Source organism: Lentzea sp. NBRC 102530, assembly GCF_030269365.1.
GTDB lineage: Bacteria > Actinomycetota > Actinomycetes > Mycobacteriales > Pseudonocardiaceae > Lentzea.
This window is the reverse complement of sequence record NZ_BSTF01000006.1, coordinates 454940-475188: the sequence shown is the minus strand read 5'-3', so window position 1 is coordinate 475188 and position 20249 is coordinate 454940. Positions and strand designations below refer to the sequence as shown.

Sequence of the window (20249 nt, the reverse complement as noted above, 5' to 3'; positions counted from 1 at the left end):
CATGGCTTCTCCCGCGGCCGCCGGTCGCAGGCGCCCGATCATCGAGGCGGCGATCGACCTGACCGCCCGCGACGGCTGGGCCGCGGTCACCATGACGCGGCTCGCCGAGCAGGTCGGCGTCAGCAGGCAGACCGTCTACAACGAGATCGGCTCGAAGAACTCGCTGGCCGACGCGATGCTGGCGCACGAGCTCGACCGGTTCCTGACCGCCATCGGCGCCGCGTTCGACCGCCACCCTGCCGACCTGGTCGAGGCGGTCCACGACGCCGTCCGCGACGTCCTCGACCTCGCCCGCGGCAACCTGCTGGTCCGCGCCATCGCCTCCGCGACCCACGGCGCCGACACCGAACTCGTCCCGCTGCTCACCACGCACTCCGACACGTTGCTGGCTGATGTGAAGGCGGTGCTGGTCGCGCGGGTCGAGTCCTACGACACCGGCCTGGGCACCGAGCAGGTCGAGGTGTTGATCGACCTCATGACCCGCACCGTCCTCAGCCACGTCGTGCAGCCGACCGGCACCCCGGCCGCCACCGCCGACGGCCTCGCGTGGCTGGCGTCACGTGTGCTGGCGGCCCCGGCGAGGAAACCCCTGCGGTACAGCTGAGTTCAAGGCGAGGAGACACAGCGGTGAGCGCACTGCTCGGCGTGCTCGACACTGTCGCGGACCGCCTCGTGGTCCCCGGCTACTCGAGGTGGGGCCTGCTGCTCCGCCGCCGGGGCTGGGACGACCTGCCGTCGTTGCGGGGCAGGCGCGCCGTCGTGACGGGCGCCGCGTCGGGCATCGGCAAGGCCACCGCCCTGGGTCTCGCGCGCCTCGGCGCCGACGTGGTCCTGGTGGTGCGCGACGAGCTGAAAGGCGCGACCGCCCGAGCCGACGTCCTCGCCGCCGTCCCCGGCGCGACCGTCGTGGTCCGCCACTGCGACCTGTCGAACCTGGCCTCCGTGCGCGAGTTCGCGTCCTCGCTGGAGTTCGACCGCGTGGACGTGCTGGTGCACAACGCCGGCGTGCTTCCGTCGGAACGCACGGAGACTTCTGACGGCCACGAGCTGACGTTCGCCACGCACGTGGTCGGTCCACTGCTGCTGACCGACCTGCTCCGTCCCAAGCTGGCCGGCGGCCGCGTCATCTTCGTGTCGTCCGGCGGCATGTACACCCAGCGCCTGCCGGTCGACGACCCCGAGTACCGCTCCGGCACCTACCGGGGCGCGACCGCCTACGCCCGCACGAAACGCATGCAGGTCACCCTCGCGCCGCTGCTGACGTCCCGCTACGCCCAGGACGAGATCGCGGTCCACGCCATGCACCCCGGCTGGGCCGACACGCCGGGCGTCGCGAGCTCGTTGCCGGGCTTCCACCGCCTGACGAAGACGTTCCTGCGCACCCCGGAAGAAGGCGCCGACACGATCCTCTGGCTGGCCGCGACGGCCCAGCCGGCCGGACGCTTCTGGCACGACCGCCGCGAGCGCCCGACCCACCTGCTGCCCACGACCCGGTCCGAGGACGTCGTCGCCTTCTGGCAGTACTGCACGAGCGCGGCCGGGATCCTGCCTTAGAGCACGATCTTCTGGTACGGCTCGCGATCGAGGTCGTAGACCTCCAGCGTCACCTGCGTCGGCAACCCCTCGACGGGCTTGAGGTGATCACGTGCGAGCCCGATGCTCACCCGCCCGACCTCCTGCTTGAGCTCGACCGACCGCCCCGTCAGCAACCCGACCCGGACGTGGATCATCGCTGCCGGCGACCCGTCCCCGATCACGGACTCCTCGATGGCGCGGAACCGCGTCTTGAACGCCGCCACCTCCGCGCTCACCAGCGGCCCGACGGTCCGGTGCAGCGCGAGGGCGAAGGCGCGGCGGTCGAAAGCCTCGCTCAGTTCGGGGGAGTACTCGACGGTGATCTGTGGCATGCGCCCACGCTACCGGCGGCGGCCAAGACGTCTCGGACCGTCGCGCACAGCAGATCATCATCTGGGATCGACCGGGTGGGCCGCACGTCCGTCGCGAGCAACGGCCGCAGCGCGGGCACCACTCGGCGGGCGAGCGGGCCGAGTGACGCGAGGTTCGCGATCTGCCCGATGTGGTACGTGCCGAGTACCGGCGTCACCTCGACCGCACGGCGCACGGCCGTGGCGAACGAGCGCCCGTCCTCTTCGGAGCCGGTGATGCGCCACAACGCGTGCCGCGCCTCGACGCGTTCCCAGCCGACAACGGCCGGGTCGTGCAGCAGGTCGTGCACTTCTCCGGTCAGCCGCCACCGCAGCAGCGCTTCCGCGGCGTGCGCCGGCGGGCTCTTCAGCGCGATCGGCCGCACGAGTTCGAGGGCTTCCTCGCAGTCCAGCGCAAGGAGGGCGTCGACCGCGTAGCGCTCCGCTCTCGTGCCGAGGAACGACGCGATGTCCGGCAACGCCTCCCTGGCGGCCGGGCCCCAGTTCGCCAGCACCCGCAGGTAGTCGCCCTGTTCCACGTGCGGTACCGCCTCCCTCAGCCGTCGCCGCACCGCCGGCAGCAGCGTGGTGGGCGGCAACAGGAGGAGCACCTCGATCACCCACGAGACCGGCGCGCCGAAGTCGCGGGCGACCCCGAGGTCGCCCGGCGAGTCGAGGAGATCGGCCACCAGGTCCGCGGCCTCGGGGGCTCCGGTCCTGGCCAGCGCGATGTGTGCGGGCCGTGCCACCTCGGGCTCGTCCTCGCAGGCGGCGACGAGTTCGGGCTGCCACGGCGCGGCGGCCTGGCCCGCGGAGGCGAGGATCCTCGCGGCCGAACCCCGCAGCCGGGAGTCCTCATCGGACAGACGGTGGGCGATGAGCGGGAGCAGCGCGGGAACGGGGGAGCGCCAGCGGTTCATCACCGCCGCCGCGGCGTTCACCGCCCACCGGCGTCGTACCGGATCGGGGTGGTCCACCAGTGCGGCGGTCAACCGGGTGCGGCCGTCCCGGTCGTCGTCGAACACCTCCTCGGTCATCGCCGTCATCACGGCGAAGCTCCGCCGTCCGGGTCCGATGTCCTGCCACACCGCGAAGTCCGATGTGGACAGATAAGAGACGACCTCGTCGACGTGTCGCGGGTCCCGGCCGCCCAGCCCGCACCTCCGCGCGGCGAGCACGCCGGCGAACCGCAGCGTGCTGTCCTCGTGGTGCGGCAACGACGACAGCCAGTCGATCACGTCCGCCGGCCACTCGCCGTCCGTGTCGCGCAGCAGCCGTCCGGCCGCTGTCACGTGGTTGAGGCGGGCCGCCGCGTCGGGCTCGACCCGGAACCGGGCGAGCAGGAGCGAGGCCGTCGCCGCAGGGGCGTGCTCCAGGGCGAACGCGGCCGCCCGGCGGACGACGGGATCGGGATCGTCCAGCAGGCCGGGCAGCCGCGACACGGCGCCCTGCCACTCCTCGGCCCAGGCCGGGTCGACGAACTCGGGACGTGCTCTGTGGGCCGTGCGTGCGAGTTGTGCGACGAGCCGGATCGCCTCGACCCGGAACGGGTGGTCGGGATCCACGGCCCACCGCACGAGGTGGGGCAGGAGCGGCGGAACGTCGGCGGCGATGGCCCCGCCCCGGTGCTGCAGTTCGCTGGTCAGTTCGCGGAACGCGTCTTGATCGCCGGAATCGGCGAGGAGAACAAGAGAATCCTGGATCATCCAGGCGACTTCTTTTCAGAGAGGACCGCTGAAGAGCGATCATGTGCTCTGCACGCTACAACAGGGCCTGGCCGGTGTGCGTGAGGATCAGGAGTTCCGTGCTGAGCCGCTGCCGGAACCCGAGCCGCTCGTACAGCCGGATCGCGCCGGTGTTGGACGCCAGCACGTGCAGGAACGTCGTCTCGCCGCGAGCACGAATGCCATCAGCCACCGCCAGCAACAGCCGGGTGCCGAGGGACTGGCCGCGGGCTTCCGGGTGCGTGCAGACCGCGCTCACCTCCGTGTAGCCGGGCACGCGCAGTCGTTCGCCCGCCATCGCCACCAACCGCCCGTCGCGGCGGATGCCGAGGTAGGTGCCCATCTCGACGGTGCGCGGCAGGAACGGGCCAGGCTTGGTCAACGAGGCCAGCGCCAGCATCTCCGGGACGTCGGCGGCGCCGAGCACGACCGCTTCGGGTTCCGGTGCGGCCGCGATGCCGTCGTCCACGAACTGCAACAGGGGCAGTCGGGTGTCGACGTGCCAGTCGGGCGGTGGTTCGTGGCCGGTCACGACGGCGTGCGGCGCCAGGGCGGCGAGGTCGGCCCAGTCGGCGGGTGACGGGGTCGAAGGCAGGCCCGTGAACGGGGACATGTCCGCCGGATAGCGCACCGCGGCGCCCCTGGACTCGGCGAAGTGGGCGTGCGGGCCGGTCAGGGCCGCGAACGGGGCGTTGTCGAGCGGTGTCACGTGAGGGGCTCCAGGAGGCGGCGGGGCTGGGTGAGGACGGCCGACACGGGGTCCGGGTCGGTGTCGGGGGCGGTGTAGCCGGGGCCGGGTTCGACGCTCGTCTCGGCGATCGGGACCACGCCGCCGCACGCCGAGCAGCGGTTCTGGGGGTCGAGCGTGCCGCCGTCGGCCTCGTGCCGGAACGTGCGCTTGGCGCCGCCGGGGGAGTAATGGGCGTCGCCCCACGCCATCATCGCGCGCAGGACCGGCCAGAGCCGCAGGCCCTTGGCGGTGAGGCGGTACTCGCCGCCGACGTGCGCCAGGACGTCCTCCTGCACCAGGAACTTCAGCCGGTTGGTCAGGACGGCGCGCGGGATGCCGAGCTGGGTCGCGAAGTCGCCGAACCGGCTCACACCGAAGAAGGCGTCGCGCACGATCAGCAACGTCCACCGCTCGCCCACGATCTCCAGCGCTCGCGCCAGTGAGCAGTTGCGGTCCGCGTAGGTGCTGGGCAGTGCCATGCATCCCACTGTAGTTCATTCACTGAACTATCGTGCTACGGTTCGGCTAGTTCAGTGAATGAACTCGATGAGAACCCCCGAAAGGCCGCCATGTACCAGTTCCTGGTGTCGTTCACCGTCCAGCCCGCACACCGCGAGGACTTCGTGAAGGTCGCGAAGACGACCGCCGAGGACTCGCTCGCCAACGAGCCCGGTTCGCTGCGGTTCGAGGTCATCGCGGACGAGGAGAACCCGGACCTCTTCTACCTCAACGAGGTCTACGCCGACGTCGAGGCGTTCCAGGCGCACGCGGGCGGCCCGTACTTCGGGGCGTTCTTCGCCGAGGCGAGCGCGTACGCCGAGGGCCCGGCGTGGCTGATGAGGGGAAACGTCGCGTGACGGAGCGCAGCAGAACGTTCACGTGGTCCGATCCCGGGCAGACGGCGAGCAAGGCGCGCGAACGGGCCGGGCTGGACTTCCTCGAAGCCGTGGCCGCGGGGGAACTTCCGGCGCCGCCGATCGCCGACGCGCTCGGGATGCGGCTGGTGTCGGTGGACAGCGGCTCGGTGGCGTTCACGCTGGACCCCGCCGAGTTCCACTACAACCCGATCGGCTCGGTGCACGGCGGCGTCCACGCGACGCTGCTCGACTCCGCGGCGGGGTGCGCCGTGCACTCCACGCTCCCGGCCGGCACCGGCTGCACGAGCCTCGACCTCGCCGTGCGGTTCGTCCGTCCGATCACGACGGACACCGGCACGATCACCTGCGTCGGAACCGTGGTGCACCGGGGCAGGCGCACCGCGATCGCCGAGGCACGGCTGGTCGACGGCGCGGGCAGGCTGCTCGCCACCGCCACGAGCACGTGCCTGATCCAGGAGGCGAAGAGTTGATCCTCGTCACGGGAGCCACCGGACGGCACGGCGGCACGGGCGCCCACGTGGTGCGCCGGCTCCAGGAAGAGGGCAGGGACGTGCGCGTCCTCGCCCGCACCCGCAGCGAACGCACCGAAGCGCTGGAAGAACTGGGCGTGGAGGTCGTCATCGGCGACCTGCGGGACCGCCGCAGCATCGCGCCCGCGCTCGAAGGGGTCGACCAGGCCTACTTCACGTATCCGATCGACGCCGGCGTGATCCCGGCTGCGGCCAACTTCGCCGCCGCCGCACGGGGAAGCGGCACGCGTGTGGTCGTGATGTCGATGGGCCCGGCGCACCCCGCCCACCCCAGTGATCGCGGCCGGGACCAGTGGCTCGCCGAGGAGGTCCTCCAGTGGGCGGGGCTCGACGTGCTCGTGCTGCGGATCGCGGCCGCGTTCCACGAGAACGTGCCGGCGCTGCACGGGAGGTCCGTCGCGCGGGAGGGCGTGCTCCGCAACTGCTTCGGTGACGGCGGCGTGTCCTGGATCAACGGCCGGGACGCGGCGGAACTCGCCGTGGCCGCGCTCCTGCACCCCGAACGGTTCGCGGGCCCGATCTGCTACCCGCGGGGCGCGGAGGAGTTGAGCCACCACGAGATCGCGGCGATCCTCGCGGACCACCTCGGCAAGCCCGTCCGGTTCGAGCCGGTCGAGCCGGAGCAGTGGCGGCGGGAGCTGGTCGCGTTGTCCACCGTGGAGGACGTGGTCAACCCGGACATGGCTGCTCACATCACCGAGGTGGCCGCGAGGGTGGCGCGGCACGGCTCGACCACGGCCGCGGACGCGCAGGCGCTCAGGGCCCTGATCGGTCGCGAGCCCATGACGTTCCGCGAGTACGTGCGCCTCATCTGATCAGCTGGCCCGAGGGGTGCGCGGCTCATTCGTTCGCATGATCCGGGCACCCCCGTCCGCTGTCTACGTTCGAACCATGTCGAACGCACTGAAGGTCGCGGCCGTGGTCGTGCTCGCCGCTCCACTGCTCGCCGCCCCACCGGCCCAGGCATCGTCCACACTGGACTGGAAGCCGTGCCGCGAGGTCCAGCAGCACTGGGATCCGGAGGACACCCGCTCCGAGTGCGCCACGGTGCGCGTGCCGGTCGACCACGCCCGCCCGCACGGCCGTCAGATCGACCTCGCCATCAGCCGCATCAAGGCCACCGACCGGCACAAACGGCGTGGCGTGCTGCTGATGAACCCCGGCGGTCCCGGCAACCGGGGCATCGACATGCCGGCCGCGGTGCTCAGGACGAAGTTCGCCGACCTGAACACCGACCACGACCTCATCGGCTTCGACCCGCGCGCGGTCGGGTCGAGCGGTGGCGTCGAGTGCGAGGCCACCCCGCAGGACGGCCCGGAGCCGGACCCGAAGGCGAGCCCCGAAGAACGGTTCCGGCAGGACCACGCCCGCAACGCCAACACCAACGCCCGCTGTGTCGGCTACGACCGCGAACTGCTGGCCAACCTCTCCACCAGGGCCGTCGCCGACGACATGGACCTGATCCGGGCCGCCCTGGGCGAACGGAAGATCAGCTTCTTCGGCATCTCCTGGGGCACCGCGCTCGGCGCCGTCTACCGCAGCCACCACGACCACCGCGTCGACCGCATGCTGCTGGACTCCGTCATGCCCGCCGACTTCACGCTGGAGACCCTGAACCTCGGCGCGGCCGGGGCCAAGCAGGCCAACTACGAGGTGCTCGCGGGCTGGCTCGCCGACCGGGACGGGACCGTCCGCCTCGGCAGGTCGCGCGAAGAGGTCACGAAGTCGATCGCCGGCCTGGTGGCGAAGCTCGACGCGAGTCCCGTCACGATCACCCCACCAGGCGGCAAGCCGCGCACCTACACCGGCGGGAGCGTCCGCTCGATGCTCACCTACAAGCGCACGGCGTGGCCGCAGGTCGCCGAGTCGCTCGTCGCCCTGCGCGACGGCGGGGTGCCGCCGCTGACCGGCGAGGAACCGGAGTTGGAGGGCTTCGGCCTCACCCCGGTCTGGTACGGCGGGCTGCTGATGCAACGCGCCGTCCTGTGCAACGACCAGGGCCAGGCGCCGACCGTCGACCAGGCGTGGCGCCAGGAGCAGCACCGCGCTCAGACCTACCCGTTCTTCCGCCACGGCGCGGGCTACGGCAACTGGTGCGCCGGCTGGCCGTTGCCCGCCACGCCGTGGAACCTGAAGCGCGCGACCAGCCCGGTGCAGCTCGTCGGGCACCGCCACGAGACAGTCACCCCGCACTTCTGGGCTGTGCAGATGCGGCAGCGCATCGGCGGAGAGCTGCTGACCGTGGACGACGCCACGCACGGTTCGTTGTGGGGCATCGACTGCGCTGACAAGGCGGTGCGGTTCCTCCGCACGGGGCAGACCTCGACCGGCGCCTGCCCCGGCGCGCAGTGATCACTTGCCGTGCGGGTCTTCGGCGTTGAGCATCGCGACGACCTGGTCGTAGTCGCCGCGTGCCTCGCCGTAACGCAGGAACTTCACCCGCTCGACCTGGATCTCGCGCGCGTCCGGCTGGGTCTCGATGATGCTCATGACCTCGGCGACGTACTCGGCCAGCGGCATGGCGTGCTCGTTCTCCGCCTGGCCTGGCATGAGATCGGTCTGCACCGACGGCGGTTCCAGCTCCAGGACCTGGACGGACGTGTCCGCGAGCTGGAGCCGCAGGGTCTCGCTGAGCATGTGGATCGCGGCCTTGGACGAGTTGTAGCTCGGCGTGATCTTGAGAGGGGTGAAGGCGAGTCCGGACGAGACGGTCATGATCGTGGCGTCCGGCAGCGTCTGGAAGTGCTCGACGAACGCGGCGATCAGGCGGATCGGGCCGAGGACGTTGGTCGTGACGGTGTCCTCGGCGGACGCCAGGAACGACTCGGGGCGGTGCCAGTCCTCGGCCCGCATGACGCCGGCCATGGTGATCAGCACGTTGGTCTGCGGGTAGCGTGCGAGGACGTCCTTCGAGGCCTCCGCGATGCTCGTGGCGTCGGCCGTGTCGATGCGGACGGTCTCGACACCGGGGTGCTCGGCCGCGATCCGCTCGAGCAGTTCGGTGCGCCGGCCGCCCACGATCACGGTGTTGCCGCGCTCCCGCAGGGCGAGGGCGAGCGCCAGGCCGATGCCGCTGGTGGCGCCGGGGATGAAGACGGTGTTTCCGGTGATGTCCATGGCACTGAGCTTCTGGTGATTCCGGAACCCGCGGCAGAGAGCCCTTGTCGGGGGATCGGCGATCCCTGGTTCAGCCGGCCGCACCCCGGATACTGGAAGGCATGGACCGTGAGGAACTCGCCGCCTTCCTGCGCCGCCGCCGCGAGGAGCTGAGGCCGGAGGACGTCGGCCTGCCGGTGGGCGCGCGCCGGCGGGCACCGGGCCTGCGCCGCGAGGAGGTGGCCGCCCTCGCGGCGATGTCCACCGACTACTACACGCGCCTGGAACAGCAACGCGGCCCTCAGCCCAGCGAGCAGATGCTCACCGCGCTCGCCCGCGCGTTGCGGCTGAGCGACGACGAACGCGACTACCTGTTCCGCGTCAGTGGCCGCAACGCCCCGTCGCCCCGCGCCACCGCCACGCACGTCGCGCCCGCGTTGCAGCGGGTGCTGGACCGCCTCGACGACACGCCTGCCCTGATCCTGTCCAACCTCGGCGAGGTCCTGGTGCAGAACCGCTTCGCCGAAGCCCTGTACGGCGACTCGTCGCGCTTCACCGGCCACGCCCGCAGCGGTGTCTACCGCTGGTTCACCGACCCCGACGAACGCCTGATCTACCCCGAGCACGACCGCGACCGGCAGGGCCGCACCCAGGTCGCGAACCTGCGCGCCGCCTACGCCTCGATGGGCCCGAAGTCCCGCGCCGGTGAGCTGGTTCGCGTGCTGTGCAAGGAAAGCGCGGAGTTCGCCGAGCTGTGGGACCGGCACGAGGTCGCCAAGCGGTACGAGGACCACAAGGTGCTCCTCCACCCCCAGCTCGGCGAGATCGAGGTGGACTGCCAGGCGTTGTTCACCGAGGACCAGTCGCAGGCGTTGCTGGTGCTCACGGCCCCGCCGCGCACCGAGTCGTTCGAGAAGATCCAGCTGCTCGGCGTGCTGGGGACGGAGAAGTTCAGCTCAGCCTGAGGATCGTCTCCTCGATCTCGGCGCCGCGGGCCGGGGCGAACCCGGTGTCCGTGCCGACGACCTCGAAGCCGGCCTTCAGCAGCACGCGCTTCGAGGCCTCGTTGTCGCTCGCGCACCGGCCGTGGATCGGCCGGACCGTGACCTCCCGCAGCAGCAACGCGAGTGCCCGTCCGGCGACGCCCTGGCCCCACACCGAGCGGTCGATCCAGTAGGTGACCTCGGTGTCGCCCTCGATCACGAAGCTCGCGATCGAGCCCACCACCCGGCCGTCGCCCACGATGACGCGGTTCGTGGTCCCGGGGTTCGCGAGGTTGCGGCGGGTGCGGGCGTCGAACGCCGCGCGGTCGTCGGGGTCCTCGGCGGTGAACGCGGCCATCGCCACCGACTCGGGATCGCGCATGAACTCGAACAGGGCGTCGAAGTCGGCTTCCTCGACCGGGCGCAACGTCACGTCTCGGATCATCGGGCGAGCCTGTCCGCCAGCCACGCCAGGGAAAGCGGATAGCGGTAGTCGATCCCGCCGTGGCCCGCGTCGAACAGTTCGAAGTGGACGCGCTCGTCCGGCAGGCCCGCCGCGGCGATCTCCCGCCGGAACGCCTCGGCGCCCAGGTCGAGGTAGTACTCGTCGCGCGTCCCGGCGTCGATCCACACCGCCCGCAACGACCGGATCGCGTCCTGGTGCCCCGACACCATCCGCACCGGGTCCCAGTCGAGCCAGCGTTGCCACACCTCGGGAACCGGCGCGCCGGTCACCGGGTCGAACGGCAGCCGCGGCGTTCCGTCGTCGTCGGCGGAGAAGCACGCGGCCACCCCGAGGACGCCGAGCAGGTCCATGTCCGCGGGCTGGGTGAAGGCGGGGCGCGAGCGGAAGTCCGCCCACCACCGCTGGATGTCGTGGTCGTAGCCGCGCAGCGACCGCGCCGCCTTGCCGAAGTCCGCGAGGTAGCAGAGCTCGTAGAGCGAGTCACCGGCGTGCGTGGCGAGCGCGCCGAACAGGTCGGGCCGCAGCATCGGCGTGATCATCGCGCCGAACCCGCCCGACGACTTGCCCGCGATCGCCCGCGACTCGCGGTCGGCGATCGTGCGGTAGTGCGCGTCCACCCACGGCACGACCTCGTCGCACAGGTAGGAGTGGTAGCGGCCGGTGCCGGGGGAGTCGACGAACTGCGAACCGCCGTACGACGTCCACGCGTCGACGTACACGACTACGCAGCCCGGAGCTCCCTCGGCGAACACCGCGTCAGCCGTCTCCACGAACGGCTGGCGGAACGGCATGCGGTTCTCCCACATGGACAGATGGCCCGTGTAACCCTGGATCATGTACACGGCCGGATACCGTTCCGCGCTCTCGTCGTAGCCCGGCGGCACGTACACCCACAACGGGCGCTCGTGCGGGTCGCCGAGCGGGTTGCCGCGCAGCAGCTCGGAGGAGATCGTGTGCCGGTCGAGCCGACCGGCCAGGGGTGCGTCCCAGGGCAGCATGATCCCCAGTCAACACCCCTGGTGGGCGTCAGGTGGTGCAGGCCGCCTGGTTGAGCGTGACAGCGGAGGGAGCACCCGCCGCACCGTTGGCGGTGAAGCCGAGCGACACCGACGCTCCCGCGCCCAGGGACGGGCTGTGGGTCGGCGCCGTCACCGTGACCGTCGTGCCGGACTGGGTGAAGGTGCCGTTCCAGCCGCTGGCCACGGTTGCTCCGCCGGGCAGGGTGAACACGACCTGCCACGGGCTCGCGGCGCTCGTCGCGGTGTTGGTGACGGTCAGAGAACCCTGGAAGCCGCCCTGCCAGGAGTTGTCGAGCCTCCAGGCGGACCTGCAGGCACCGTTGCCGCCACCGGTCGTGGTCGTCGTGGGGCCGGGGCCGCCGCCGGTGGGCGGGATGAGGTACGGCTGCAGGATCGACTGCTTGGCCTGGTTGACGGTCGTCCAGTCGTCACCGACGATGCCGCCGGTGTCGCCGCTGTTGGGGTTCCACGACCAGTAGGTGAACGAGATCCCGTTGACGCCGGTGCCGGTGTAGGCCATGAGGTTCTCCAGCCACACCTTGTCGACCGGGTTGGCGAGCGTGGTGCCGAACTCGCCCATCATCAGCGGCGCGATGTTCTGCCGGTGCAGGTAACCCCAGTACCTGTCCCAGATCGCCGGCATGTTGGCGGGGTAGTCGGGGGCGCTGAACCACGGCTGGGCGTAGACCGACGTGGCGTACTCGTGCGGGGAGTAGACGAGGCGGTTCGGCACGGACAGCCGCACCGGGAACTGGCCCGCCCTCGACAGGTTGCCGCCCCACCAGCCGCAGTCCTCGTCGTTGGACGGGTCGCCGTCCCACACGTTCGACAGGCCGCCGCTCGGGCAGCTCACGCCCTCGACGAAGATCAGCCAGTTCGGCTGCACGCCCAGGATCGCGTTGCCGGCGCGTTCGGCGGCCAGGCGCCAGTCGCGGGCGGTGTCGCCACAGCCCCAGCACGACCCGGTCGCCGCGGGGTTGGTGCCCTCGGCGTGCGGCTCGTTGTGCAGGTCGGCGCCGATGACCGTGGTGTTGCCCGCGTAGCGCTGGGCGAGCGCCTTCCAGTCGTTGATCCACGTGGTCTCCGGCACGCCCGCCGTGTACCAGAGGGCGGTCTGGCCCGCGCTGGTCGGCCGGTGGCGGTCGAGGATGACGCGCATCCCCTTCTGGCCGGCGTACTCGATCACCCTGTCGAGGATCTGCAACGGCGACAGGCCGACCAGGTCGGGATTGGTGTAGTCGTTGATCCCGGTGGCCTTGGCGTCGGGTTTCAGGGCGTCGTTGGAGAACGGCACGCGCAACGTGTTGTAGCCGAGCTGGGCCATCTGGTCGAGCTGCTGGCGCCACGTCCGGCTGGACCACAGGCCGTGGAAGGTCTTGTTGTCGGTCTCCATGCCGAACCAGTTGATCCCCGTCAGCCGGACCGTCGCGTTCGTGCTGTCGAGGATCTTGTTCCCGCTGGTGTGCAGGTACCCGGTGCCGGTGCCGCCCGCGGCGAGCGCGGTGGAGTGGCCCACCGTTCCCAGCGCGACCACCCCGCTCGCCGCCACCACGGCCGCGACCACCGCGCCCAGGACTCTCTGCCGCCGCCTCATCTGGTCTCCTCCGCCGACTCGCACCCCTCGGATTCTGGGAGCGCTCCCAGAATCCGAGGGGCCGGGGCGGGGGTCAACTCGGCGGCCGGAACTCAGTCCACTTTCGACGGTCGATTCGACTCGAACCCGTCATTCGGCCGCTTTCTTCGCCTCCTTCACCGCGGTGTTCCAGGCCTCGGCCGGGTTCTTGCCCTGCTCGACCGACTGCAGGGCCGGGCCGAACACGTTCTCCTGGATCTGCCCGTCGGCGGGCCCCTTGTACTGCGCGGCCTTGACCTTCTGCACCTGCGCGGCGAACAGCGCGCCCGCCTTCACGTTGTCGAAGTAGGTGTTGACCTGCTCCAGCAGCGTCCTGTTCTCCAGGGCGTCGACCTGGCTGGGGAAGGTTCCCCTGGCCTGGAACGCCTTGATCTGCTGCTCCGGGGCCGTGAGCCACGCCGCGAGCTCCGCCGCCTTGTCCGGGTTCTCGCTCTGCTTCGGCACGGTCAGGTAGGAGCCGCCCCAGTTGCCGCCGCCGTCGGGGAACGCGTCGGTGACGGCCCACTTCCCGGCGTTCTCCGGTCCTGCCTGGGCCTCGATGACGCCGAGCATCCACGACGGGCACGTCTTCGTGGCGAACCTGCCCAGCTTGAAGCCGGTGTTCCACTCGGCGCTGAACGCGGGCAGCTTCGCCGACTGCCCCCTCGCCACGGCGTTCGTGACGGCGGCCCAGTCGTCGCGGATGTCCTGGTTGGACTCGACGACGAGCGTGTCGGAGGTGTCGAAGTAGCCGACGTCGTGCTGGTTGTGCATGGCGTTGAAGATCTGCGCGGCGCTGTCGAACCAGGCGACACCGGACACCGCGGCCACGAACCGGTCACCCGCGGCGAAGTAGGTGTCCCAGCTGGAGAACAGCCGCTTGACCTCGTCGGGATCGGACGGCAGGCCGGCCTCGGCGAAGAGGTCCTTGCGGTAGCACATGGCGAGCGGGCCGATGTCCGTGCCGTAGCCGATCAGCCTGCCGTCTCTCGTCGTCGCGGCGTCGGCCTTCCACTTGAGCCAGCGGTCCGGCGTGACGTCCCGCGGGCCGGTTTTCAGCAGGTCGTGGAACTGGTCCGCCTTCGCCATGACCTGGCTGAGGTAGCCCTCCTCGACCGCCTCGACGTCGGCGAGCCCGGCCCCCGCGCCGAGCTTCGTGAACAGGTTCTGGTGGTGCGGAGCGCCCTGACCCGTCTTGCGCTGGACGATCTTGACGTCCGGGTGGGCCGCCTCGTACTCGGCGAACAGCTCCTCGTAGCCGAACTCGTTGAACGTGGCGATGGTCAGTTCGGTCCTGCCATCGGCGGTCCGGTTCGCGGATCTGTCCGCGCCGCAGGAAGCGACGGTGGCGGACAGGACGACCCAGACCGCCGCGGTGACCCAGCGGCGGGAAAACACGGATGACTCCTCGGGCGACGGCGGCGGATCCTGGGAGCGTTCCCAGGTTACGGGAGTGTGAATACCGCGTGGAGGAGTGTCAAGTGTCATCGCGGGGACCGTGAGACGCGGTGCTCTAGTTGTTAGGCGGCAAAGAGAACGGTGTTCGCCCAGGTGTGGCGCTGTCCTGGGAGTGAGGTGTCGGAAGTGGGAACGCTCCCAGGAAACTGCCCGCGCAGACCCCGCCGGACGACCCTGGCGGTCAGGCGGCGAGGAACTCGTCGCCCTCGGCGTCGTGCGTCACGACGCGCCCAAGTCCGGCATCAGGCGAACAGCGCCGCCAGCCTCTCGAGCGACCGGCGCATCGAAGCCTTGTTGCGGCGGGGGATCGGCGACAGGTCCAGCAGCAGCGGTACGCGCGCCGTCGACCAGTCGAACGTCTCGGTCACCTCCGTGCCGCCGTCGGCCAGCGGGGTGAGCCGCCAGCGCCAGCGGTGGCCGTTGAAGTGCCGCCACGCGATCAGCCTGTCCTCCTCGAACTCCACCACGGTGTTCTCGATGCGGTAGCCGACCCCGATCTTCATGTCCATGCCGAACGTGCTGCCGACCGCGAGCCGTTCTGGCGCGCCCTCGCGCGGCGCGAGGACGGTGCCGGAGCCGTCGATGAGCGGGTGCTTCGCCGGGGCGGCCAGCAGGTCGAAGATGCCGGCGGCGGGCGCGGGCACGACGGCGGAGACGGAGACGCTGCGCATGGATCAAGCCAAGCATCGGTGTCACCGTGCCGCACAACGGGTGGGCGGCGCTGTGTCGCAGGCTTCAGGTCTGGGTCAGGGCCCGTTCCATCGCGCGGCGGGCGTGGACCGCGGCCGCCGGGTCGTGCCCCAGTTGCACGGCCGAATTGAGCGCGAAGCCCGCGGCCAGGATCTCGAAGAGCGCCTGGCCGACGTCGAACGGCTGGGGGAGCTCGTCGTTGTCCACGGCGGCGTCGTGCTCGGCGCGGAGTTGCCCCTGCCCGCCCGACCACGCCTCGACCACGGCGTCGCGGACCGCGCCGGGGCGTCCGTCGTACTCGCTGAGCGCCGCCCGCCCTCGACGCCACCCACGAGCAGGAGGTCCGCCAGCGCATTCGTGCGGTGCTCGTCGACGGTGAGGCGCCGGACCCGCGCACGGCCGCGCTGACCGCACTGCTGTCCGCGAGCGGCGCTCTCCCGGTCCTGCGGCCGCCGCTCGCGTGGTCCGGCGAGGTCAGCAGGCGCGCGAAGGAGCTGGAGAAGGGCAACTGGGGCGCGGAGGCCGTGAGCGCCGCGGTGACCAGGACGGCGGCGGGGATCGCCGCGGCGACCGCCGCGGTCACGGCCGCCGCGGTGGTCACGACCGTGACCTGAGCGCCGTCACGCGCCGTGCGCCGGCCGCAGCGAGCCGGTGGCCTCCGCCTCGGGTTCGTCAAGGTCGTGTCGAGCGACAGAGCTCGCCACGTGCTCGGCTGGCGGCCGCGCCCGACGTGCGAGGCGGTGATCGCGGCCTGGCAGAGCATGTCCGCAGGTCGCTCGCCGGTGAGGCGGTGCCTGACGATTCCGTCGGGAGACGGTGGCGGGCGAGGGATCCGCGGACGGCGCCGCCGCAACGCCCGAACACGCCCGGAACGAGGCCGTCGAGGCGGCACCGTCCGCGGATCGCCCGCCCGCGCCTCTCACCAAACGAAACTGTCAGCACACCCATGCACACGGCCAGCAGTCCTGCCCGTGGTCACGCTCGCTTCGCGAGCGCGTTTCACGTTGCCGGAGTGCACGCGGGGAGCTTTCGTTCGCGCTGAGCGCACGCGAGGGCCCCGCGTGCGGCAGGAAAACGTGAAGTCGGCTCGGGTGGAAGTGGTTGGGGCTTCCGGGCAGTGTTTAGTCGTCGTAGGGGTCGTCGGCCGGTGAGGCGGTGTCCCAGTCCGAGGCCAGGTCCGGGTCGATGATCGCGAACCGGGTGCCGGTGGGATCGGCGAGCACCGCCACCTGGCCCAGGGGAGAGGGGTAGGGCTGGAACCGCAGGCGCGCGCCCGCGGTGCGGGCCCGGTTGAGCGTCTCGGTGAAGTCCAGGCCGGCCGGGACGGCGAAGTGTGCGATCCAGCGCGGGGGCACGGTGGCGGGGGTGTCCGGTGCCATCCGGACGCGGCCGATCACGGTGTCGCCGCCGGTGGAGTAGACGACGTGGTCGACTGCCTTGCCGTCGCCCACCTGCTGCTGCCGGTAGCCGAAGAGCGCGCGGTAGAACGGGTCGGCCTGGCGCGGGCCGCGGGTGACGAACTCGAGCCACACGAGCGCGCCGGGAACGCCCGCGGTGAACCCTCCGCCGTCGACGGGCTGGGCGATCCCGACGGTCGCCCCGCTCGGGTCGTCGACCAGGACCTTGGCCACGAGACCGGGGACGGTCCGCGGGTCGGACTCCAGCACCTTGCCGCCGAGCGCGCGCACCCGGTCGCTCGTCCTGGCCAGGTCGGCGACGGCCAGGTAGGGCGTCCAGTCCAGGGTGGCGCGGTCCAGCGGGCGGACACCGGCGACGGGCTCGCCGTCCAGCAGCGCGACCGCGTAGTCCCGCCCCGCGTCGTCCCGCGTCCAGTGGTGCTTCCAGCCGAACACGGTCTCGTAGAACCGCGTGCTGCGTTCGGTGTCGTTCGTGGCGAGCTCGACCCAGCACGGATGCCCCGGTTGGATGATCATGAGATCGATTGTAGGAGTGGACCGGCTGGTCTAGAAAGCCTTACCTTGAGGTTCGTGAAGCTCACCGCGAAGGGCCAGGCGACCCGGCAACGCATCATCGAGGGCGCGGCCGCGCACCTGCGCAGCGACGACGCAGGCGGCGTGACCCTGGACGACATCAGGGCGATCACGGGCACCAGCAAGGGGCAGATCTTCCACTACTTCCCGGACGGCAAGGAGGAGCTCTTCCTCGCCGTCGCGCGGTTCGAGGCCGACCGGGTGCTCGCCGACCAGCGCCCGCACCTCGGCGCGCTGACCTCGTGGACCGCGTGGGAACGCTGGCGGGACGCCGTGGTGGCGCGCTACCGGGCCCAGGGCCGCAGCTGCCCGCTGGGGGTCCTGATGAACGAACTGGGCGGCACGCCGGGCGCCCACGAGGTGATCAGCACGTTGCTCGCCCGGTGGCAGGCCGAGCTGCGCCGAGGAGTGCTGGACATGCAGGAGGCCGGCCTGGTGCGGGCCGGGGTGGACGCCGACCGCATGTCGGCGGCGCTGATCGCGGGCATCCAGGGCGGCGTGCAGGTGCTCCGCTCGACCGGCAGCGCCGCCCACCTCGAGGCCGTTCTCGACGTGCTCGTCGACCACCTCCGCAGCTGAAGTTCTGGACTTGCGGGTCCAAAATTGTGCTCCTAGCTTCGAACGCATGGCACAACGACTGCAGGGCAGGACCGCCCTCATCACCGGTTCCACCAGCAACATCGGCCGCGCGATCGCGATCGCCTTCGCCCAGGAAGGCGCGCACGTCGTCGTCTCCGGCCGCAACGAGGCGCGCGGCGCGGAGGTCGTCGCGCAGATCCGCGCCGACGGCGGCAAGGCCGACTTCGCCCGCGCCGACCTCGACGGCTCCCTCGCCGCGAGCAGGGCGCTCGCCGAAGAGGCGCGGTCGCTGCTCGGCGGCCGTGTCGACGTCCTCGTGAACAACGCCGGCATCTACCCGTCGCCGGGCACTCTCGACACCGACGAGGACACGTACGACCGCATCTACGACGTCAACGTGAAGGCGCCTTTCTTCCTGACGCAGGCCCTGGTCCCCGGCATGATCGACGCGGGTGGCGGCACGATCGTCAACCTCGGCTCGTGGATCACCCGCCTCGGCGTGCACCGCGGCTCCGTGTACAGCTCGACCAAGGGTGCGATGGAGACGCTGACCCGCGCGTGGGCGTCGGAGTTCGGCTCGCGGGGCGTCCGGGTCAACGCCATCTCGCCGGGCGTCATCGCCTCGGACGAGTGGGACGACGAGATCCGCGGCGTCTCGAACGTGATGATGCGCGGCACGCCCGCGGGGGAGGCGGGACGGCCGGACGCGATCGCGCGAGCGGCGGTCTACCTGGCCTCCGACGACGCGGAGTTCGTGCACGGCATCGTGCTGGACGTCGACGGCGGGCGGACCGGAGTGGCGGTCGTCGCTGTGTGACCTGGATCACCTATCGCCCCTGTTTCTGTGACCTGAGGTGAGACTCGCCGGTCTCCCATGGCGTAGAGGAACTCGGTCGGCGAAGGGTGCGGAAGTGACGGGTCGGGAGTGGCTGGGGCAGGTGGACGCGGAGCAGGTGGAGGCCGCGCGGACCGGTGATCGGACGGCGCTCGACGCCGTGGTCGCGGGGTGCCTGCCGCTGGTCTACAACGTCGCCGGCCGGGCGTTGCACGCCGACGCCGAGGTCGACGACGTGGTGCAGGAGACGATGGTCCGCGTGATCCGCGGCATCGACGCGCTGCGGGAACCGGACCGGTTCCGGTCCTGGCTGGTGGCCGTCACGATCAACCAGGTCCGCGAGCACCACCGCCGCCGCGACCTCGCCCCCGCGCCGCTGGAGGAGTACGACCGGGCCGACCCCGGCGCCGAGTTCGTGGAGACCGCGTTGTCCCGCCTGCACTTCGCCCAGCAACGCCGCGAGGTCGACGAGGCCGCGCGGTGGCTCGACCCGGCCGACCGCGAACTGCTGGCGCTGTGGACGCTCGAACGCGTCGGTCAGCTCACCAGGGCCGAGGTCACCGACGCGCTCGACCTGGGCGCGCACGCCGTCACCGTGCGGGTCAGCAGGCTCAAGGGCCGCCTCGAAACGATCCGGCACCTGGTGCGCGCCCTGTCGGTGGAACCGCGCTGCGCCGGCCTCGACCGGGCTGCGCAGGGCTGGAACGGCGAACCCACCCCGTTGTGGCGCAAGCGACTCCTGCGGCACGTGGACGACTGCGGGCGGTGCGGCCGCGGCGTCGACGACGCGATGCCGGTCGAGCGGATCCTCACCGGTGCGGCGCTGCTCGTCGTCCCTGCCGCCTACCTGCCGCGCCTGCTGGAGAACCTCGGCGACGTGACGCCCGAACTCGTGGCGCACGCCGTCGAGGCGCCGGCGCACCTCGCCGAACCGGTGGGCGTGTTCGCGAAGCTCGCCGGAAAGCCGGTGCTCGCGGTGGCGGGCGCGGCCGCAGTGTGCGCGCTCGTCGGTGTGGTCGGCACGATCGTGCTGTTCCCGTCCGACCCACCGGCGGCTATCGCCGTGCCGAACACCCCGCCGCCGACGACTCTCGTGTCCTCCACGGAACTGTCGAGCGCGGCACCCACGTCGTCGTCGGCCGGCACCACGACTGCAACGACCACTACGACGACGACCACGACCACGCAGGCCCCGCAGCAGGTCAAGGTCGCGACAGCCGAGGAACGCGTCCTGGCTTTGATCAACGACACCCGTGCCGCGGCCGGCCTGCCCCCGTTGTCGGTCGATCCGGCACTGGTCGTGGCCGCCGATCGGCACACCAGGGCGATGATGAGCAACGACTGCGGCCTGTCACACCAGTGCCCCGGCGAGAGCGGCCTGGGTGAACGCAGCAGCGCGGCCGGCGTGAAGTGGAGTTCCGTCGCGGAGAACGTCGGCATGGGCGGTCCGGTCAAGGACGACGTCGAGTCGATCTCCAAGATGGCGCTCGGCCTCACCCAGGGCATGATCGACGAGAAGCCGCCGAACGACGGCCACCGCAAGAACATCCTCAGCAGGTCGTCCACGCGCATCGGCATCGTCGTCGTCCGCGACGCGAAAGGCACCGTGTGGATGACGCACGACTTCGCCGGAAGTTGAGCGAGGACGCGGGTTGAAAAAAGATCATCCTGAAGTAGTACCCGGGACGCGACCACAGCCGGACGCGTGACGATCCGTCCGGAAAGCACTGTCT

At 71.3% G+C, this 20249-nt stretch carries 23 protein-coding genes; 11 read left to right on the top strand and 12 right to left on the bottom strand.

Translation table 11 applies throughout. The features are described from left to right. Window position 1: 1 nt before the first annotated feature. Together QSK25_RS19495 and QSK25_RS19490 are read left to right on the top strand one after the other, a co-directional pair. The gene (locus QSK25_RS19495) at window positions 2-604 is read left to right on the top strand and encodes a TetR/AcrR family transcriptional regulator (RefSeq protein WP_502881870.1); all 603 of its coding nucleotides are present in this window, start codon (window positions 2-4) and stop codon (window positions 602-604) included. 23 nt (window positions 605-627) lie between these two features. After that, a complete protein-coding gene (locus tag QSK25_RS19490) occupies window positions 628-1554 on the top strand; it encodes an SDR family NAD(P)-dependent oxidoreductase (protein WP_285640068.1) in 927 nt (308 codons plus the stop codon). On the opposite strand, the gene QSK25_RS19485 is transcribed toward QSK25_RS19490, so the two are convergent. Genes QSK25_RS19485 through QSK25_RS19470 form a run of 4 tightly spaced genes read right to left on the bottom strand, consistent with a single transcriptional unit; the run spans window position 1551 to window position 4858 of the window. Further along, window positions 1551-1907 (bottom strand): 5-carboxymethyl-2-hydroxymuconate Delta-isomerase, encoded by a 357-nt coding sequence (locus QSK25_RS19485; protein ID WP_285640067.1) that lies wholly within the window; start codon window positions 1905-1907, stop codon window positions 1551-1553. The two genes, QSK25_RS19490 and QSK25_RS19485, sit on opposite strands and share 4 nt — an antisense overlap. Then, window positions 1871-3631 (bottom strand): hypothetical protein, encoded by a 1761-nt coding sequence (locus tag QSK25_RS19480; protein ID WP_285640066.1) that lies wholly within the window; start codon window positions 3629-3631, stop codon window positions 1871-1873. Before QSK25_RS19480 ends, QSK25_RS19485 begins: the two co-directional genes overlap by 37 nt. 55 nt (window positions 3632-3686) lie before the next feature. Next, window positions 3687-4358 (bottom strand): GNAT family N-acetyltransferase, encoded by a 672-nt coding sequence (locus tag QSK25_RS19475; protein ID WP_285640064.1) that lies wholly within the window; start codon window positions 4356-4358, stop codon window positions 3687-3689. After that, window positions 4355-4858 (bottom strand): winged helix-turn-helix transcriptional regulator, encoded by a 504-nt coding sequence (locus QSK25_RS19470; RefSeq protein ID WP_285640062.1) that lies wholly within the window; start codon window positions 4856-4858, stop codon window positions 4355-4357. Before QSK25_RS19470 ends, QSK25_RS19475 begins: the two co-directional genes overlap by 4 nt. A 54-nt stretch (window positions 4859-4912) precedes the next feature. On the opposite strand from QSK25_RS19470, the gene QSK25_RS19465 reads away from it, so the two are divergent. The 4 genes from QSK25_RS19465 (at window position 4913) to QSK25_RS19450 (ending at window position 8139) form a co-directional block, all read left to right on the top strand. Further along, complete coding sequence (locus QSK25_RS19465) at window positions 4913-5236, top strand: putative quinol monooxygenase (protein WP_285640059.1); 324 nt, start codon at window positions 4913-4915, stop codon at window positions 5234-5236. Further along, a complete protein-coding gene (locus QSK25_RS19460; RefSeq protein ID WP_285640057.1) occupies window positions 5233-5727 on the top strand; it encodes a PaaI family thioesterase in 495 nt (164 codons plus the stop codon). The genes QSK25_RS19465 and QSK25_RS19460 overlap by 4 nt, the downstream gene beginning before the upstream one ends. Further along, window positions 5724-6602, top strand: coding sequence for an NmrA family NAD(P)-binding protein (locus QSK25_RS19455; protein ID WP_285640054.1), 879 nt, complete (start codon window positions 5724-5726; stop codon window positions 6600-6602). The genes QSK25_RS19460 and QSK25_RS19455 overlap by 4 nt, the downstream gene beginning before the upstream one ends. A gap of 76 nt (window positions 6603-6678) precedes the next feature. Continuing rightward, window positions 6679-8139, top strand: coding sequence for an alpha/beta fold hydrolase (locus QSK25_RS19450; RefSeq protein ID WP_285640052.1), 1461 nt, complete (start codon window positions 6679-6681; stop codon window positions 8137-8139). Here QSK25_RS19450 and QSK25_RS19445 read toward each other — a convergent pair whose 3' ends face one another. Further along, window positions 8140-8904 (bottom strand): SDR family oxidoreductase, encoded by a 765-nt coding sequence (locus QSK25_RS19445; RefSeq protein ID WP_285640050.1) that lies wholly within the window; start codon window positions 8902-8904, stop codon window positions 8140-8142. A gap of 101 nt (window positions 8905-9005) precedes the next feature. Here QSK25_RS19445 and QSK25_RS19440 point away from each other — a divergent pair, with 101 nt between their 5' ends. Further along, complete coding sequence (locus tag QSK25_RS19440; RefSeq protein WP_285640048.1) at window positions 9006-9848, top strand: helix-turn-helix transcriptional regulator; 843 nt, start codon at window positions 9006-9008, stop codon at window positions 9846-9848. On the opposite strand, the gene QSK25_RS19435 is transcribed toward QSK25_RS19440, so the two are convergent. The 6 genes from QSK25_RS19435 to QSK25_RS19410 form a co-directional block, all read right to left on the bottom strand. Then, window positions 9835-10311 (bottom strand): GNAT family N-acetyltransferase, encoded by a 477-nt coding sequence (locus QSK25_RS19435; protein WP_352236082.1) that lies wholly within the window; start codon window positions 10309-10311, stop codon window positions 9835-9837. The genes QSK25_RS19440 and QSK25_RS19435 overlap by 14 nt on opposite strands. Then, window positions 10308-11330: an alpha/beta hydrolase-fold protein gene (locus tag QSK25_RS19430; protein WP_285640047.1), complete on the bottom strand. Its 1023-nt coding sequence runs from the start codon at window positions 11328-11330 to the stop codon at window positions 10308-10310. Before QSK25_RS19430 ends, QSK25_RS19435 begins: the two co-directional genes overlap by 4 nt. A gap of 28 nt (window positions 11331-11358) precedes the next feature. Then, a complete protein-coding gene (locus tag QSK25_RS19425) occupies window positions 11359-12945 on the bottom strand; it encodes a cellulase family glycosylhydrolase (protein WP_285640045.1) in 1587 nt (528 codons plus the stop codon). A gap of 129 nt (window positions 12946-13074) precedes the next feature. Beyond that, window positions 13075-14361 (bottom strand): ABC transporter substrate-binding protein, encoded by a 1287-nt coding sequence (locus QSK25_RS19420; RefSeq protein ID WP_285640043.1) that lies wholly within the window; start codon window positions 14359-14361, stop codon window positions 13075-13077. A 302-nt stretch (window positions 14362-14663) separates the two neighbouring features. Continuing rightward, on the bottom strand, window positions 14664-15092 hold the full coding sequence (locus tag QSK25_RS19415; protein WP_285640041.1) for an SRPBCC family protein: 429 nt from the start codon (window positions 15090-15092) through the stop codon (window positions 14664-14666). A 64-nt stretch (window positions 15093-15156) separates the two neighbouring features. Next, window positions 15157-15375: a TetR family transcriptional regulator C-terminal domain-containing protein gene (locus QSK25_RS19410; protein WP_285640040.1), complete on the bottom strand. Its 219-nt coding sequence runs from the start codon at window positions 15373-15375 to the stop codon at window positions 15157-15159. A 98-nt stretch (window positions 15376-15473) separates the two neighbouring features. Here QSK25_RS19410 and QSK25_RS19405 point away from each other — a divergent pair, with 98 nt between their 5' ends. After that, complete coding sequence (locus tag QSK25_RS19405) at window positions 15474-15725, top strand: GPP34 family phosphoprotein (RefSeq protein ID WP_285640039.1); 252 nt, start codon at window positions 15474-15476, stop codon at window positions 15723-15725. A gap of 507 nt (window positions 15726-16232) precedes the next feature. On the opposite strand, the gene QSK25_RS19400 is transcribed toward QSK25_RS19405, so the two are convergent. Next, window positions 16233-17045: a VOC family protein gene (locus tag QSK25_RS19400; RefSeq protein WP_285640038.1), complete on the bottom strand. Its 813-nt coding sequence runs from the start codon at window positions 17043-17045 to the stop codon at window positions 16233-16235. Between the two features lie 54 nt (window positions 17046-17099). Here QSK25_RS19400 and QSK25_RS19395 point away from each other — a divergent pair, with 54 nt between their 5' ends. The 3 genes from QSK25_RS19395 to QSK25_RS19385 all read left to right on the top strand — a co-directional run bounded on the left by QSK25_RS19395 (window position 17100) and on the right by QSK25_RS19385 (window position 20155). After that, on the top strand, window positions 17100-17681 hold the full coding sequence (locus tag QSK25_RS19395) for a TetR/AcrR family transcriptional regulator (RefSeq protein ID WP_285640036.1): 582 nt from the start codon (window positions 17100-17102) through the stop codon (window positions 17679-17681). A 46-nt stretch (window positions 17682-17727) separates the two neighbouring features. Then, complete coding sequence (locus QSK25_RS19390; RefSeq protein ID WP_285640034.1) at window positions 17728-18498, top strand: SDR family NAD(P)-dependent oxidoreductase; 771 nt, start codon at window positions 17728-17730, stop codon at window positions 18496-18498. Window positions 18499-18592: 94 nt separating this feature from the next. Further along, window positions 18593-20155, top strand: coding sequence for a sigma-70 family RNA polymerase sigma factor (locus QSK25_RS19385; RefSeq protein ID WP_285640031.1), 1563 nt, complete (start codon window positions 18593-18595; stop codon window positions 20153-20155). The last annotated feature ends 94 nt before the right edge of the window (window positions 20156-20249 follow it).

Excerpts from the sequence above, each read along its gene's own strand:
- QSK25_RS19495 (WP_502881870.1), top strand. The coding sequence starts at position 2 with ATGGCTTCTCCCGCGGCCGCCGGTCGCAGGCGCCCGATCATCGAGGCG.
- QSK25_RS19485 (WP_285640067.1), bottom strand. The coding sequence starts at position 1,907 with ATGCCACAGATCACCGTCGAGTACTCCCCCGAACTGAGCGAGGCTTTC.
- QSK25_RS19480 (WP_285640066.1), bottom strand. The coding sequence starts at position 3,631 with ATGATCCAGGATTCTCTTGTTCTCCTCGCCGATTCCGGCGATCAAGAC.
- QSK25_RS19470 (WP_285640062.1), bottom strand. The coding sequence starts at position 4,858 with ATGGCACTGCCCAGCACCTACGCGGACCGCAACTGCTCACTGGCGCGA.
- QSK25_RS19450 (WP_285640052.1), top strand. The coding sequence starts at position 6,679 with ATGTCGAACGCACTGAAGGTCGCGGCCGTGGTCGTGCTCGCCGCTCCA.
- QSK25_RS19445 (WP_285640050.1), bottom strand. The coding sequence starts at position 8,904 with ATGGACATCACCGGAAACACCGTCTTCATCCCCGGCGCCACCAGCGGC.
- QSK25_RS19440 (WP_285640048.1), top strand. The coding sequence starts at position 9,006 with ATGGACCGTGAGGAACTCGCCGCCTTCCTGCGCCGCCGCCGCGAGGAG.
- QSK25_RS19435 (WP_352236082.1), bottom strand. The coding sequence starts at position 10,311 with ATGATCCGAGACGTGACGTTGCGCCCGGTCGAGGAAGCCGACTTCGAC.
- QSK25_RS19430 (WP_285640047.1), bottom strand. The coding sequence starts at position 11,330 with ATGCTGCCCTGGGACGCACCCCTGGCCGGTCGGCTCGACCGGCACACG.
- QSK25_RS19425 (WP_285640045.1), bottom strand. The coding sequence starts at position 12,945 with ATGAGGCGGCGGCAGAGAGTCCTGGGCGCGGTGGTCGCGGCCGTGGTG.
- QSK25_RS19415 (WP_285640041.1), bottom strand. The coding sequence starts at position 15,092 with ATGCGCAGCGTCTCCGTCTCCGCCGTCGTGCCCGCGCCCGCCGCCGGC.
- QSK25_RS19400 (WP_285640038.1), bottom strand. The coding sequence starts at position 17,045 with ATGATCATCCAACCGGGGCATCCGTGCTGGGTCGAGCTCGCCACGAAC.
- QSK25_RS19390 (WP_285640034.1), top strand. The coding sequence starts at position 17,728 with ATGGCACAACGACTGCAGGGCAGGACCGCCCTCATCACCGGTTCCACC.